Consider the following 12,827-nt stretch of genomic DNA (forward strand, 5'->3'; position numbering starts at 1 on the left):
GCGCCGTTCAGGTTGCGAGGCCGAGGTCCTTGAGGATGCCTTCGATAGTGGCGGTGTCGCTCGCCAGGAACTTGGCGTATTCGTCGCCGGTCAGAAGAATTGGGGTCCAGTTGCGATTAACGACTTCGGTCTTCCAGGAATCGCTCGCAGCCATCTTTTCAATCATCGCGATCAGCGCAGCACGGTCTTGATCGGTTATGCCGGGTGGCGCAAATATACCGCGCCAGTTGAACAGTTCGACATTGATGTCCTGTTCCTTCAGCGTCGGCGCGTCGATTCCGTCCTGACGTTTGTCCGCGGAAATGGCGAGGACGCGCAATGACCCCGCCTTTACCTGCTCGGCAAACTCGCCGTATCCCGAAATGCCAGCCGCAACCTGGTTCCCGAGCAAAGCGGCAAGAGCCTCGCCGCCACCGGCATAGGGCACGTAGGACAGGCTTGTGGCGGGTACCCCCGCCGACTTCGCGACAAGGCCAAAGAGGATATGGTCTGATCCGCCCGCCGATCCGCCTGCAACCGGAACCTTGGTTGGATCGGCCTTGAGCGCCGCCACGAAGTCCTTTGCGGTCTTGAACGGTGATGCCGCAGGAACGACCAGGGCGAGAAACTCGCCGGTCAGCCGGGCGATCGGGGTGGTCTGGGAGAGCGTAGCCGGCGACTTGTTGGCGATGATCGCCCCGGTCATTACCATGCCGCCGATCATGATGGCATGGGGGCGGCCCTTCCACTGATTGATGAACTGCGGCAGTCCGACCGTTCCGCCAGCGCCGCCGACATTGGTGATCTGCGCGCCCGTGATCAGCGATTCGGCGCGCAGAACCTTTTCCATTGTGCGCGCCGTCTGGTCCCAGCCGCCGCCGGGTGCAGCCGGAACGAACATCTGCAATTGCACCGGATCTTGCGCCCGGGCGGAATTCATCGACATCGCCAAAATGGAAGCACCGCCAACGGCTGCGGCACCGGTCAAAAACATTCGTCTGTTCAGCATGGACTCCTCCAAATCTCGGCACCTCCTCCGGTGCCTGCTGTTTCGGGCCCCTGCGGGCCGCGGGCGCAATAAATTGCAAAATTGCGATATTCTGTCAAGCATAACAGCATTCTGCTAGACAGAACGATGTGCTTTGAATAGAACTGGTGGTAGTCACGATGTTTCAACGTTGGAGTGAGGACGTGAAAGAAGATCAGTCAAAAGCAGAAAGGCCGGGGTCCATCGACGGCGTTGCGGCACTTGATCGCGCAATCGCCATCATGAATGCCTTTACACCCTCGGACCGGTCGCTGAGCCTGGCCGAGATCGCCGGTCGTACCGGGTTCTACAAGAGCACGATCCTGCGCATCGCGGGGTCACTGTTGAGGGGCCAGCTTCTGGAGAGGCTTGACGACGGCCGCTATCGTATCGGGCCGGCGGCGTTCCGGCTGGGATCGATCTACCAGCGATCTCTTGCTACAGCTGAAATCCTGCTCCCGGTGATGCGCGATCTCTCCGACAAGAGCTGGGAAAGCGTGGCGTTCTACGTTCGCTCCGGCAACGTCCGCACATGTCTCTACCGCGTCGAATCGAAACATCCCATCCGCTACACGATCCGCGAAGGGGATGTGCTGCCACTGTCCGCCGGTTCGGGCGGACGCGTGCTTGAAGCGTTTTCAGGTGCAGAAGGCGAGCCCTATGACACGATCCGCGAGAATTTCTATCACATCTCCTTCGGCGTGCGTGATCCTGAGACGGCTGGCATTTCCGCGCCCGTGTTTGGCCCCGGCCGCACGCTACTCGGCGCGCTTACGCTGGCCGGTCCGCGTTCCCGCATCGACAACGACTTCATTCAAAAGATGAAACCGGAACTCCTGGCCGCCTGTATCAGAGCTACGAGAGCGTTCGGCGAAGATGCGGCAGCGATGGAACACGCGGTCGGACTGCTTTGACTGACAGCTGGATCATTGAAGAGATCGAAAAGGTAATGACGGTGGCATCGGGAAGCGGGGCTTGCCAGTTGTAGGATGATATGTATAGGTTTGGGCGACATCTCTCGTGCGGACCTGTAACCATGGTAAAAAGACACTCTCCCATGATTGGCACAGTACAGGCGTTGCCGCACCGCGTTGCTGCCGTGCTCGGCAGGGAGATATCGTCCGGTGAACTTCCGCCCGGTACGCGCTTGCCGACTGAGCAGCAGTTGACAGAGAAATTTGGCGTAAGCAGAAATGTTATCCGCGAGGCGATCTCCCAATTGCGCGCCGACGGCATGATCGAGGCACGCCAGGGAATAGGCGCGTTCGTCCTTGGGCCGGAGCAACGGGCCTCCATCCGGATTGATGGCGACGCCCTTAAGGACGTCAACAATATGGAGCGCCTTTTTGAATTGCGCTGCATTCTGGAGGTAGAGGCAGCGACGCTCGCTGCTGCGCGGCGCGATGCCGCCAATCTCGAAGCCATCGGAGCAGCACTCGATCGCATGAGCGGCGAGGAACGGTGGGAGGAGGGCAGCATCGACGCGGATCTTGCTTTTCACCGGGAGATAGCGCGGGCAACCGGCAATGATTACATCCACACGTTCATTTCCTTCGTGTGTGAACAGATCCGACGCTCAATCGAATACGCAAGGGTGACAAATCCGCTTCAGGACCTGATCGAGGTCAACGTGGGCGAACATGTCCGCATCTACGAGGCCATCGTCAAGGGCGACCCCGAAGCGGCTGGCAGTGCCATGCGAGCCCACATCGTTGGAGCCGCCCAAAGGGTGGGGGTGACGCTTCCGCTCAAGAATGACGCGACGCACCAGTCGGCGGCCAAGGGGAATTGACGCCATGATCTTTGGACAGAAGGTCAAAATCAAAGACATCTGTTTGCTGGTGGAAGACATCGAGCGGACCGTTGATTTTTATGTCAACAAGCTTGGCTTCAGGATGCGCCGGCGCGCGGAAGGGTTCGCGGACTTTTACAATGACGGTGTGATACTGGCGGCGTGGGAGCTCAACCATATCAATACCCATACGGGCGTCTCCAACCGCGCAAGCCCCAGGGGCGCGCACAAGGTCTGTATCGCTGTCGAACTTGGATCGCCGGATGAAGTTGACGAGCACTACAAGTCGCTGACGGACAACGGTGTCCCGTTCTACGGACCGCCCGCGGATTATGTCTGGAACGCCCGCTGCGCCTATTTCACCGATCCCGACGATACCCTTTGGGAACTGTACGCCTGGCTGGGTGGAGGCCCTGAAGACTATCACGAAGAGCAAGCAGAACAGTCAGGCGAGGGCTAGGCCGGAACAATCAAACTCGCAAGCATCCTAAAACAAATAAACAGGAGCAAACCATGAGTGGGAACAATACCGAATTCAACCGTCGATTCTTCCTTCAAGCGGGATTGGCGGGCGTGGCCGCATTTTCGCCGGGCATCCAGCTCGTCCTTTCGAACGATGCGAAGGCCGCAGGCAAGGTTATCATCCAGTATGACTGGCTGATCTCCAATGGTCAGATTGGCGACGTGATTGCGCTGGAGAACGGGTACTTCAAGGATGCCGGTCTCGACGTGGAATTCAGCCCGGGCGGACCCAACGCGGCGACAGTGCCGCCTGTCGTGTCTGGCTCAGCCCTCGTCGGCCAGTTTTCCGAGACGCCGCAACTGTTCAGCGCTCGTTCTAACGGGGTTCCGGTGAAACTGGTCGCCTGCGGATATCGGACGGGCCCCTATGCCTTCACATCAAAGCCTTCAAAACCGCTGCGCTCTGTCGCCGACCTCAAAGGCCTGCGCATTGGCGTGCAGCCGACCGCCCGCTTTGTTATCGATGCTATTGCGGCGAAGAACAACATTGACATCAATGAGCTGACGATCGTCAATGTCGGATTCGACAAAACGCCGCTTGTGCGGGGTGACGTTGATGCAATCGGCGGCTGGATCACCAACACACAGGCGCTGAGCGTCATCGGTGATGATCGTATTGATCTGCTTGTCCGCGATATGGGCCTCCAATCATACGCGGATGCCTACTTCGCCGCTGACCGCGTAGTCGAAAGCGATCCCGATACCTTGGCGCGATTCATTGGTGCCATCGGCAAAGGGTGGGGCTGGACCCATGCCAATCCGCAGGATGCCGTCGGCAAACTTGTTTCGGCTCATCCTGAACTCGACAAAGAGTGGGAACTCAAAACCATCGATCTGGTGCTTAAGCTCAGTTTCGACGCCAATACAGCCAAGGACGGTTGGGGCACCTTCGATCCCAAAGCTCTTGAGGAACAGCTCGCCCTGCTCGACAAGATTGGCCAATACCCGAATGGTCGACCAGCGCTCGAAGACGTCCACACTTCAAAAATACTCGAGTTGTCGTCGGCCGATCGGCCCAAGCTGAATGCTCCCGGCGCATGAGCGGAGTGCATTCAACGCCTCTCGCAATAGAGGCAAGGAAGCTGGAGATCGGATACCGCGGCGAGCATACTGATGTAACGGTGCTGACCGGTCTCGATCTGGAAGTCGAGACTGGCCAGTTCGTTTGCATTCTCGGACCCTCGGGTTGCGGAAAATCCACGTTGCTGCGCGTGGTGGCCGATCTCCTGGTGCCACTCAGCGGACAGATCAGCGTCCTCGGCGAAACGCCACATGCGATCCGCGGCCGGCGTGATGTCGGCTTCGTCTTTCAGGATGCAGCGCTGTTGCCGTGGCGGACCGTTCGCGAGAACATCCGCCTGCCACTCGCCGTTGGCCGGCACAGTCTCACGCGTGAGGTAGCCGACAAGACCGACGAACTTCTTGCCATGATGGGGCTGTCTGCTTTTGCGGACCGCCATCCTCACCAGCTTTCCGGCGGCCAGCGCCAGCGTGTGGCCATCGCCCGGGCATTGCTCGGTGAACCTCGGGTGTTGCTCATGGACGAACCTTTCGGTGCTCTGGATGAGATCACGCGTGATCGCCTCAATGACGAACTGCTCAACCTGTGGCGGCGTACCCGAACGACTATCCTGTTCGTGACGCATTCGATTGCTGAGGCGGTCTATCTGGGCGAACGCGTAGTCGTGCTGGCTGCCAATCCGGGGCGTCTCGTCGCCGACATCGACATCAGGCCGGTCAAGGATCACGGCAATCGCTGTTTGCGCGAGGATCCGGCCATCATCGCGAAAATGGCCGAACTGCGACAGGCTCTGGAGAGGGCTTCATGATATCCAGGCCGCTTCCCGTAGCAACGAGGACTTTCCTGCCCATTTTCGGGGTCGCATCCATTCTGGTCGCGTGGCAATTCCTGCTGCCTGCGGCGGGAGTGCCAGCCTATATCGTCCCTACACCCACCGCCGTCGCGCGCGTGTTTGGCAAAAGCGGGTCACTCTTGCTTGGCAATTTCTGGCCGACAGCAATCGAGGCGCTGGCAGGCTTTTTCATCGGCAATCTGGCCGCGGTTGCCCTGGCCGTCGTATTCGTCCACAGCCGGGCTCTCCAGGCAGCCTACTTCCCGGTGGTGCTCTTCTTCAACACAATTCCAATTCTTGCGCTCTCGCCTATCATCATTCTCATCTTCGGGCTTGGCATGACCCCGAAGATCGTGATTGCGGCCATTATCTGCTTTTTCCCAACCCTGGTGAACATGATCCGCGGGCTTGATTCTGCCAGTTCCAACGAGCATGAACTTTTCCACATCCTTTCGGCAACGCGGTGGGAGACCTTCTGGCGGCTCCGGTTTCCACGGTCATTGCCGATGTTGTTCGCATCGTTGAGAATTGCATCGGCCACGGCGGTCATCGGCGCAATTGTCGGCGAATGGATAGGCTCGGATAAGGGGCTCGGGGCGTTGATAATCCAGGCTACCTTCAACTATCAATCAGATCGCCTTTATGCGGCTATCGTTTTATCATCCGCTCTGTCGATCATCCTGTTTACGCTGGTCGCCTTCTTTGAGCGCAAGCTGGTCCGCTATTGACTCGTTCCTGGCGAAACTTAAGCTTTCGCCGTTTGCCGCAACTATATGAAAAATGGGCACTTCATGTTTGATCTGAAAATCACCAATGCGACGTTGCCCGATGGCCGTACCGGCATCGGCATAGGGGTCAAATCTGGCCGGATCGCTGCCGTTGAGGAGAGTTTGAAGGGTGAGGCGGGCGAGACGATTGACGCGGGCGGCTTGCTCGTTTCACCGCCCTTTGTTGACTGCCATTTCCATATGGACGCCACCCTGTCCCTCGGCCAGCCGCGATTTAATGAAAGCGGACTGCTGCTTGACGGCATCCGGATATGGGGCGAACTGAAACCGCTTCTCACGCACGAGGCCGTAATCGAGCGCGCGCTGCGTTACTGCGATCTCGCGGTCACGCAGGGACTGCTCGCGATCCGCACCCACGTCGATATCTGCGATGAGCGTCTGTTGGGCGTTGAGGCCCTGCTTGAGGTCAAAAAGCACGTCGCACCCTATATGGATTTGCAACTCGTCGCTTTCCCGCAAGACGGCTATTACCGCTACCCAGGCGCTGTTGATCTCCTGAACCGCGCATTGGACCTCGGCGTCGATGTGGTCGGTGGTATCCCCCATTTCGAGCGCACTATGGCAGACGGCGCTGCAAGCGTGAAAGCGCTCTGTGAGATTGCGGCAGAGCGCGGACTGATGATTGACCTGCATTGTGATGAAACCGATGATCCGCTGTCACGCCATATTGAGACGCTGGCCTATGAGACGCAGCGTGTTGGACTTGGCGGGCGCTCGACGGGCTCGCATCTGACTTCGATGCACTCAATGGATAACTACTATGTCAGCAAGCTTCTGCCCCTGATTGCAGAGGCGGGTGTTGCCGCCATCGCCAACCCGCTGATCAATATCGGCATCCAGGGTCGTCACGACACCTACCCGAAGCGGCGCGGCATGACCCGCGTGCCGGAACTTATCGCTCACGGCGTTACGGTAGCCTTTGGCCATGACTGCGTGATGGACCCATGGTACTCGCTGGGCCAGGGCGATATGCTCGATGTGGCAAGCATGGGCCTGCACGTGGCGCAAATGACGGACCGCAGCGCGATGCGTCAATGCTTTGCCGCCGTGACGACAGAGCCTGCCAGGATTCTCAATCTCGAGGGATACGGCCTTGATGTCGGGTGCAAGGCGGATATGGTATTGCTGCAAGCGGCCGATACGATTGAAGCAATTCGCCTGAAGGCAACACGCCTCGCTGTGATCAAGGGTGGCAAGGTCGTGGCAAGGACACCTGGCCGGATTACCAGGCTGGAGCTTGCCGGCCGTCCCGCAAGCATCGATCCGGCGAGCTATGCTCCACAGCAGGGTTAGGATCCCCAAGCTGACAAGCCCGGCCGTTTACGGTCTGCGCAATAATGTGAGGGTGTTCGACTTCAACGTGGCGGCCATCGCGGCTTACGAGCGAATTGGCTTCGTACGCGAAGGGACCTGCCGCGAAACGGTGCGCGTTGGACAAGAAGTCTGGGATGTTGTGATTATGAGCCTTCTGCGCAGAGAGTGGCCCGCAGCCGCGAAATCCCATATCGTGGATTTCATCGGCTAGTCGGCACAATGTACTGGAAATCGCTGGTGCGGTGCGGGCATTCCTGGAGATCCCACTGCTTCGTTTCCCGAAAATTTGCCGCAGAAGCGATTTTTGGCTTTGTCAATGCGACCGAATCAGAAAATGTTCAAGACATCGTGATTGAGGTTGGAAATTGGATTCTCTGACCTGACGAGCCGTTCTTGATGATCACGACAATACGACCCAGACGATTTCGCCTTCGGCAAAACGCCGGCGTGCGGGATTTGTCAGTGAAGACTGACAGTCGATCCTTCGGACATTGTTTGAAACAAAAGTACCCGAACTATGAAGTATGCCAGAAATCTCTTGGCTTCCTGCATGCTCGCAGCCTTGGCTGTGGCAGCTCACCCCGGATCTAACGCCTGGGCGCAAATGCAATCCGAACCTTTGGCTACCGGCATGATCAACAAAGGAACGGCAGAAGCGCAGGTTGTTGAGGCGACGCGCCATGGCGAAATCCTGACGATCAAGGTCCGTTTCAAGGGTCTGACAGATAACATCAACAACGATCCGCTGTACCTGAGCGTGGACAAATCGGATATTGAGAAGTCGTTCTACATCCTGGTCGGCAACAAGAAGTAGTGTCGCTTCCAGGGGATGTGTTGTTTGCATTTGACAGCGATGCGGTATCGAAGAATGCCGAACCGGCTCTCGAAAAAATCACCCGGTTCATCGCCTCCGTTCCCGCAGGCGTTGTCGTCGTGGAGGGCCATACGGACTCGGTCGGCACACAAGCTTACAACCATGATCTGTCGCGTCGGCGTGCCCGTTCCGTCGCGGCTTGGCTGACTGCCCATGGTGTCCCGGAAGCAAGATTGACGGAACGCGGGAAGGGTGAGGGCGAACCGGTGGCAACCAACGAGACCGAAGCGGGAAAAGCAACAAATCGGCGCGTGGATTTTATCGTTCCAAAATAACAGCTGGCAAGTGTCCCGTCAGGAGCCGGGGCCCTGCTGCCACATATGCGATACTTCGATGGCGTTCCCTGAGCGATATCGATGAAATGGTAACTGCGAAGGCAGTGCTTCGCAGACACTTGCACTGTCAGCTCCTGCTAACCGGGGATCCCAATGAGAAAGATAACGATGGCGATGGGACTGTTCGTTGCTGTTACTTGCGGCCAGGCTTTTTCCTAACGTCACGATTCCATTTTGACTCTCCGTCGGCGTAATGCATGAATGCCGGCACCTTCGTAACAGCAGTGGACTTCGTATTCATGCATTCCCCGGAAAAACCGGCCACAAGCACACGCGCGCCTTCGCATTTGTTCTACCAGTCGCGTTTGCGCCGTCCCCTCGTTGACCGCGCAGAGGGGATTTATCTGTGGGATCAGAACGGCAACCGCTTCATCGACGGATCGAGCGGCGCCATGGTGGTCAATATTGGTCATGGCAACCGCCATGTCATCGACACCATGAAAGAGCAGATGGACAGGGTGACCTTCGCCTACCGGCTGCATTTCGAGAACCAGCCGGCAGAGGACCTGGCTCGCCGGATTGCCGGCTATATGCCGGACGGCATGGACAAGGTCTTCTTCGTCTCCGGTGGTTCCGAGGCGGTGGAGTCCTGCCTCAAGTTCGCACGTCAATATGCGGTAGCAGTCGGCCAGAAGCAGCGCTGGAAGATCATCTCCCGCTTTCCCTCCTATCACGGCGGCACGCTCGGCGCGCTTGCGGTCACCGGCTATGCGGCTTTGACCGATCCCTTCACGCCGATGATGAAGGACATGCCGAAGATCCCGGCACCGACCGCCTATCTTGACCGGGACAACCTCTCGATGGAGGAGCACGGCCTGCGCTATGCCGACAGACTGGAGGAGACCATTCTCGCCGAGGGCGCGGAATCCGTCCTCGCTTTCATCATGGAGCCAGTCGGCGGCGCTTCGACCGGTGCACTGGTCGCTCCGGACAGCTACTACAGCCGTATCCGGGAAATCTGCGATCGCTATGGCGTCCTTCTCATCCACGACGAAGTCATGAGCGGCGTCGGGCGGACCGGGAAGTTTCTTGGTGGTGATTACTGGAACTGCCGGCCTGATTTGATCGCCCTGTCGAAGGGTTTCGGCTCCGGGTATAGCCCGCTCGGCGCGATGGTCGCGCCGTCGCGCATGGTCCAGCCTGTTCTCGACACCGGCGGGTTCCAGCATGGCTATACCTATGCGGGCAATCCACTTGCCTGTGCCGCAGGCGGCGCCGTTCTCGACGAGATCGAGCGGCTAGATCTGATCGGCAATGCTGAGGCGATGGGTGAGGTGCTCCGGTATGAGCTCGTTGAGCTGTCGAAGCGCTTCCCCTTCATCGGTGACGTTCGCGGCAAGGGTCTGTTGCTGGCGGCAGAGTTCGTCGAGGACCTCGTCACGATGAAGCCGCTGCCTAAGGAACAGAACGCCTTCCAGCGTGTCGTCGACATCGCTTATGACAAGGGGCTCATCATTTATTCACGACGCACGCGCGGCGGTGTCGAGGGCGACCATTTCCTCGTCTGTCCGCCGATGATCGTCACACGGCAGCAGATCGGCGAAATTGTCGCCATTCTGGCCGACACGTTGCGGGATCTCGCCAATGAACTCGATTTGCCTGTGAACAAATAGGGGGAGAGGACTACCATGACCCGGCAGAAGGTCATTATCACTTGCGCTGTCACCGGCTCCGTGCACACGCCGACCATGAGCCCCTATCTGCCGGTAACGCCTGACGAGATTGCGGCAGAAGCGATTGCGGCAGCAGAAGCCGGCGCCTCCATCCTCCATTTGCATGCGCGCGATCCGGAAAATGGCAGGCCCTCGGCCGATCCGGCCCTGTTCATGCAGTTTCTCCCGCGCATCAAACAGGCCACCGACGCCGTGATCAATATTTCAACCGGCGGCAGTTCGCTGATGGCGCTTGACGACCGGCTAGCGGCGGCCCTTCGTGCCGAACCGGAAATGTGCTCGCTCAACATGGGTTCGATGAATTTCGGTCTCTATCCGGCACTCGACCGCTACACCGAATGGAAACATGAGTGGGAGCCGCAATTGCTGGAAGCAACGCGCAGTTCCATCTTCAGGAATACGTTTGCCGATATCGAAAGCATCCTGGCGCAGCTTGGTCAGGGGTGCGGTACGCGCTTCGAGTTCGAATGTTACGACGTTGGCCATCTCTATACGCTGGCGCATTTCCGCGACCGGGGCCTTGTCTCCGGCCCGCTGTTCATCCAGTTTGTCTTCGGCGTGCTCGGAGGGATCGGCGCTGATCCGGAGAACCTCACCCACATGAAACGGATTGCCGACAAGCTGTTTGGCGATAGTTACAGATTTTCGGTGCTCGCCGCGGGCCGGCAGCAGATGCCGATGATCACCATGGCGGCGGCCATGGGCGGCAATGTCCGTGTCGGGCTCGAAGACAGTCTGATGCTGGGCCGGGGCGAGTTGGCCAAGTCAAACGCCGATCAGGTCAAGCGTATCCGGGCAGTGCTCGAGGCGCTGTCGCTTGAGGTGGCGACGCCAATCGAGGCGCGTGCCATGCTCGGCCTCAAGGGTAGCGACAAGGTTGCATTCTGATGACCGTCGCGATCAGGCAGGCCACTATCGAAGACGTAGCACTGTTGCATGAGGCGATCGTGAAGCTCGCACAGCACATGGGCGCTTTGGAAAGGGTAAGAAGCACGCCGGACGATCTGCGCCGCCATGGCTTCGGGTATAGACCGGCATTCGAAGCGCTCATCGCCGAGGTCGACGGTGTCTTTGCCGGCATGTGTCTGTATTTTCCAAGCTTCTCCACGTGGCGCGGCAAGCCGGGCATCTATGTCCAGGACATTTTTGTCGAAGCGAAGTTCCGCGGCAGCAAAATCGGCGAACGTCTCCTTCAGGCGACGGCGCAAAGAGGCGTTGCGACAGGTGCCGGCTATCTTCGGCTCTCGGTCGAGACGGACAATCACGGTGCCCAGGGTTTTTACTCGCATCTCGGTATCGAGTGGTCGCGCTCGGAACGAATCCACGGCATTTACGGCGAAGCCTTCACGGCGCTGGCCGAATGGACGATCGAACAGGAACGCTGATGAAAACATTCTACGCGGACGAACAGAAACGTCATAATCCGAAAGGCTTCCTGTCAAGCGGGGCACCGCAGCCCAATCCGGAAAAGCCGGAGCGCGTGGAGCGATTGCTCGCTGGCGCGCGGACGGCAGGCTGTTCGATCCATCGTCCGAAGGAATACGGTCCTGGCCCGATAGCAGCGGTGCATACGCCGGAATATCTGGAATTCCTCCAGAACATCTATCGGCGCTGGCAATTGATTCCTGGTGCTTCGCAGGAGGTTGTCCCGAATATCCATCCGATCAGCCGAACCGGCAGCTATCCCGCATCCGCAGTGGGGCAGGCGGGTTATCACATGGCCGATACAGCCTGCCCGATATCGGCGGAGACATGGGAAAGTGCGTGCTGGAGTGCCTGGAGCGCGGTGGAAGCCGCCGAAGCGGTAATGTCCGGCGAACCGGCCGCCTATGCGCTGTGCCGCCCGCCCGGCCATCACGCTTTTGCCGACGTCGCCGGCGGCTTCTGCTTCATCAACAATTCGGCCGTTGCGGCGCAAAGATTGCGGAAAAATGCGGCCAGGGTAGCGATCCTCGATGTGGATCTACACCATGGTAATGGCACGCAGGGCATTTTTTATGCGCGCCCCGACGTGCTGACCGTCTCGATCCACGCCGATCCCGTGCGTTTCTATCCATTCTTCTGGGGCTATGCGGATGAGCGCGGGGAGGGTGCGGGGCTCGGCTACAACTATAACCTGCCGCTCGAGCGCAAATCCGGCGACCCGGCATTTCTCGAAGCGCTCGAAGCCGCCTGCAAGCGTATCGAGGCGTTCGCGCCCGAAGCGCTGGTCGTGGCGCTTGGCCTTGATGCTTTTGAGGGCGATCCTTTCGGCGGTCTTTCCGTCTCGACCCCGGGCTTTGCTCGCATCGCCGAGGCGATCGCCAAACTGGGCCTGCCGACGGTGATCGTGCAGGAGGGCGGCTACCTTTGCGACGAGCTCGGCGACAACCTCACTTCATTTCTCACCGGATGGGGTTCTGCCATCTGAGTACCTTTCGCCGGCAGATTGTCTGCCGGCGTAATAGGGCCCGCGTACAACGTCTTTCGGTGGCTGCCTTGAGCCGTTTTTCCACAGGCGATACCCGGGTGGAAAAAAGTTTCGAAAAATTCTGAAAAAGGTCGTTGACAGTTTTGTTTGGTGGGGTCTATATACCGGCACAACGAGGGCGGGGCGCCGCTGGCGGTTGCTGAATGCGCCCTAAGGTTTGCCTGGTTGTTCTGCGGGAATGCGGGATGATTGCGGTGAGC

At 58.8% G+C, this 12,827-nt stretch carries 15 protein-coding genes; 14 read left to right on the plus strand and 1 reads right to left on the minus strand.

All coding sequences use genetic code 11. The features are described 5' to 3' along the window. Positions 1 to 7 precede the first annotated feature (7 nt). Positions 8 to 988 carry a Bug family tripartite tricarboxylate transporter substrate binding protein gene (locus CU102_RS11805; protein WP_106711283.1) on the minus strand — a complete coding sequence of 327 codons (981 nt, stop codon included), beginning with the start codon at positions 986 to 988 and terminating at the stop codon, positions 8 to 10. A 182-nt stretch (positions 989 to 1,170) separates the two neighbouring features. Here CU102_RS11805 and CU102_RS11810 point away from each other — a divergent pair, with 182 nt between their 5' ends. The 14 genes from CU102_RS11810 (at position 1,171) to CU102_RS11875 (ending at position 12,567) form a co-directional block, all read left to right on the plus strand. Next, positions 1,171 to 1,920: an IclR family transcriptional regulator gene (locus tag CU102_RS11810; protein ID WP_245425305.1), complete on the plus strand. Its 750-nt coding sequence runs from the start codon at positions 1,171 to 1,173 to the stop codon at positions 1,918 to 1,920. A 143-nt stretch (positions 1,921 to 2,063) separates the two neighbouring features. After that, the gene (locus CU102_RS11815) at positions 2,064 to 2,798 is read left to right on the plus strand and encodes a FadR/GntR family transcriptional regulator (RefSeq protein WP_106711285.1); all 735 of its coding nucleotides are present in this window, start codon (positions 2,064 to 2,066) and stop codon (positions 2,796 to 2,798) included. 4 nt (positions 2,799 to 2,802) lie between these two features. Next, positions 2,803 to 3,258: a VOC family protein gene (locus CU102_RS11820; RefSeq protein WP_106711286.1), complete on the plus strand. Its 456-nt coding sequence runs from the start codon at positions 2,803 to 2,805 to the stop codon at positions 3,256 to 3,258. Positions 3,259 to 3,311: 53 nt separating this feature from the next. After that, positions 3,312 to 4,361 (plus strand): ABC transporter substrate-binding protein, encoded by a 1,050-nt coding sequence (locus tag CU102_RS11825; RefSeq protein WP_106711287.1) that lies wholly within the window; start codon positions 3,312 to 3,314, stop codon positions 4,359 to 4,361. Continuing rightward, complete coding sequence (locus tag CU102_RS11830) at positions 4,358 to 5,149, plus strand: ABC transporter ATP-binding protein (RefSeq protein WP_106711288.1); 792 nt, start codon at positions 4,358 to 4,360, stop codon at positions 5,147 to 5,149. The genes CU102_RS11825 and CU102_RS11830 overlap by 4 nt, the downstream gene beginning before the upstream one ends. Beyond that, complete coding sequence (locus CU102_RS11835) at positions 5,146 to 5,901, plus strand: ABC transporter permease (RefSeq protein WP_106711289.1); 756 nt, start codon at positions 5,146 to 5,148, stop codon at positions 5,899 to 5,901. Before CU102_RS11830 ends, CU102_RS11835 begins: the two co-directional genes overlap by 4 nt. Positions 5,902 to 5,964: 63 nt before the next feature. Next, positions 5,965 to 7,254, plus strand: a complete 1,290-nt coding sequence (locus tag CU102_RS11840) for an amidohydrolase family protein (RefSeq protein ID WP_106711329.1) — start codon at positions 5,965 to 5,967, stop codon at positions 7,252 to 7,254. Beyond that, positions 7,235 to 7,486, plus strand: coding sequence for a GNAT family N-acetyltransferase (locus CU102_RS11845; protein WP_106711290.1), 252 nt, complete (start codon positions 7,235 to 7,237; stop codon positions 7,484 to 7,486). The genes CU102_RS11840 and CU102_RS11845 overlap by 20 nt, the downstream gene beginning before the upstream one ends. A 339-nt stretch (positions 7,487 to 7,825) precedes the next feature. Continuing rightward, a complete protein-coding gene (locus tag CU102_RS11850; protein ID WP_133624491.1) occupies positions 7,826 to 8,089 on the plus strand; it encodes a hypothetical protein in 264 nt (87 codons plus the stop codon). A 20-nt stretch (positions 8,090 to 8,109) separates the two neighbouring features. Next, entirely contained in the window at positions 8,110 to 8,424 is a 315-nt protein-coding gene (locus CU102_RS11855) for an OmpA family protein (RefSeq protein WP_208113813.1), read from the plus strand. Positions 8,425 to 8,723: 299 nt separating this feature from the next. Further along, positions 8,724 to 10,097, plus strand: coding sequence for an aminotransferase family protein (locus CU102_RS11860; RefSeq protein ID WP_106711330.1), 1,374 nt, complete (start codon positions 8,724 to 8,726; stop codon positions 10,095 to 10,097). Between the two features lie 15 nt (positions 10,098 to 10,112). Beyond that, the gene (gene kce / locus CU102_RS11865; RefSeq protein ID WP_106711293.1) at positions 10,113 to 11,045 is read left to right on the plus strand and encodes a 3,5-dioxohexanoate:acetyl-CoA acetone transferase; all 933 of its coding nucleotides are present in this window, start codon (positions 10,113 to 10,115) and stop codon (positions 11,043 to 11,045) included. Then, positions 11,045 to 11,542: a GNAT family N-acetyltransferase gene (locus CU102_RS11870; protein WP_106711294.1), complete on the plus strand. Its 498-nt coding sequence runs from the start codon at positions 11,045 to 11,047 to the stop codon at positions 11,540 to 11,542. The genes kce and CU102_RS11870 overlap by 1 nt, the downstream gene beginning before the upstream one ends. Then, positions 11,542 to 12,567, plus strand: a complete 1,026-nt coding sequence (locus CU102_RS11875) for a histone deacetylase family protein (protein WP_106711295.1) — start codon at positions 11,542 to 11,544, stop codon at positions 12,565 to 12,567. The genes CU102_RS11870 and CU102_RS11875 overlap by 1 nt, the downstream gene beginning before the upstream one ends. The last annotated feature ends 260 nt before the right edge of the window (positions 12,568 to 12,827 follow it).

Origin of the sequence: Phyllobacterium brassicacearum (assembly GCF_003010955.1) — a bacterium.
GTDB classification, from domain to species: Bacteria; Pseudomonadota; Alphaproteobacteria; order Rhizobiales; family Rhizobiaceae; genus Phyllobacterium; species Phyllobacterium brassicacearum.

Coding starts and splice junctions, on each gene's coding strand:
- CU102_RS11805 (WP_106711283.1), bottom strand. CDS start 988: ATGCTGAACAGACGAATGTTTTTGACCGGTGCCGCAGCCGTTGGCGGT.
- CU102_RS11815 (WP_106711285.1), top strand. CDS start 2,064: ATGATTGGCACAGTACAGGCGTTGCCGCACCGCGTTGCTGCCGTGCTC.
- CU102_RS11820 (WP_106711286.1), top strand. CDS start 2,803: ATGATCTTTGGACAGAAGGTCAAAATCAAAGACATCTGTTTGCTGGTG.
- CU102_RS11825 (WP_106711287.1), top strand. CDS start 3,312: ATGAGTGGGAACAATACCGAATTCAACCGTCGATTCTTCCTTCAAGCG.
- CU102_RS11830 (WP_106711288.1), top strand. CDS start 4,358: ATGAGCGGAGTGCATTCAACGCCTCTCGCAATAGAGGCAAGGAAGCTG.
- CU102_RS11835 (WP_106711289.1), top strand. CDS start 5,146: ATGATATCCAGGCCGCTTCCCGTAGCAACGAGGACTTTCCTGCCCATT.
- CU102_RS11840 (WP_106711329.1), top strand. CDS start 5,965: ATGTTTGATCTGAAAATCACCAATGCGACGTTGCCCGATGGCCGTACC.
- CU102_RS11845 (WP_106711290.1), top strand. CDS start 7,235: ATGCTCCACAGCAGGGTTAGGATCCCCAAGCTGACAAGCCCGGCCGTT.
- CU102_RS11850 (WP_133624491.1), top strand. CDS start 7,826: ATGCTCGCAGCCTTGGCTGTGGCAGCTCACCCCGGATCTAACGCCTGG.
- CU102_RS11860 (WP_106711330.1), top strand. CDS start 8,724: ATGCATTCCCCGGAAAAACCGGCCACAAGCACACGCGCGCCTTCGCAT.
- kce (WP_106711293.1), top strand. CDS start 10,113: ATGACCCGGCAGAAGGTCATTATCACTTGCGCTGTCACCGGCTCCGTG.
- CU102_RS11870 (WP_106711294.1), top strand. CDS start 11,045: ATGACCGTCGCGATCAGGCAGGCCACTATCGAAGACGTAGCACTGTTG.
- CU102_RS11875 (WP_106711295.1), top strand. CDS start 11,542: ATGAAAACATTCTACGCGGACGAACAGAAACGTCATAATCCGAAAGGC.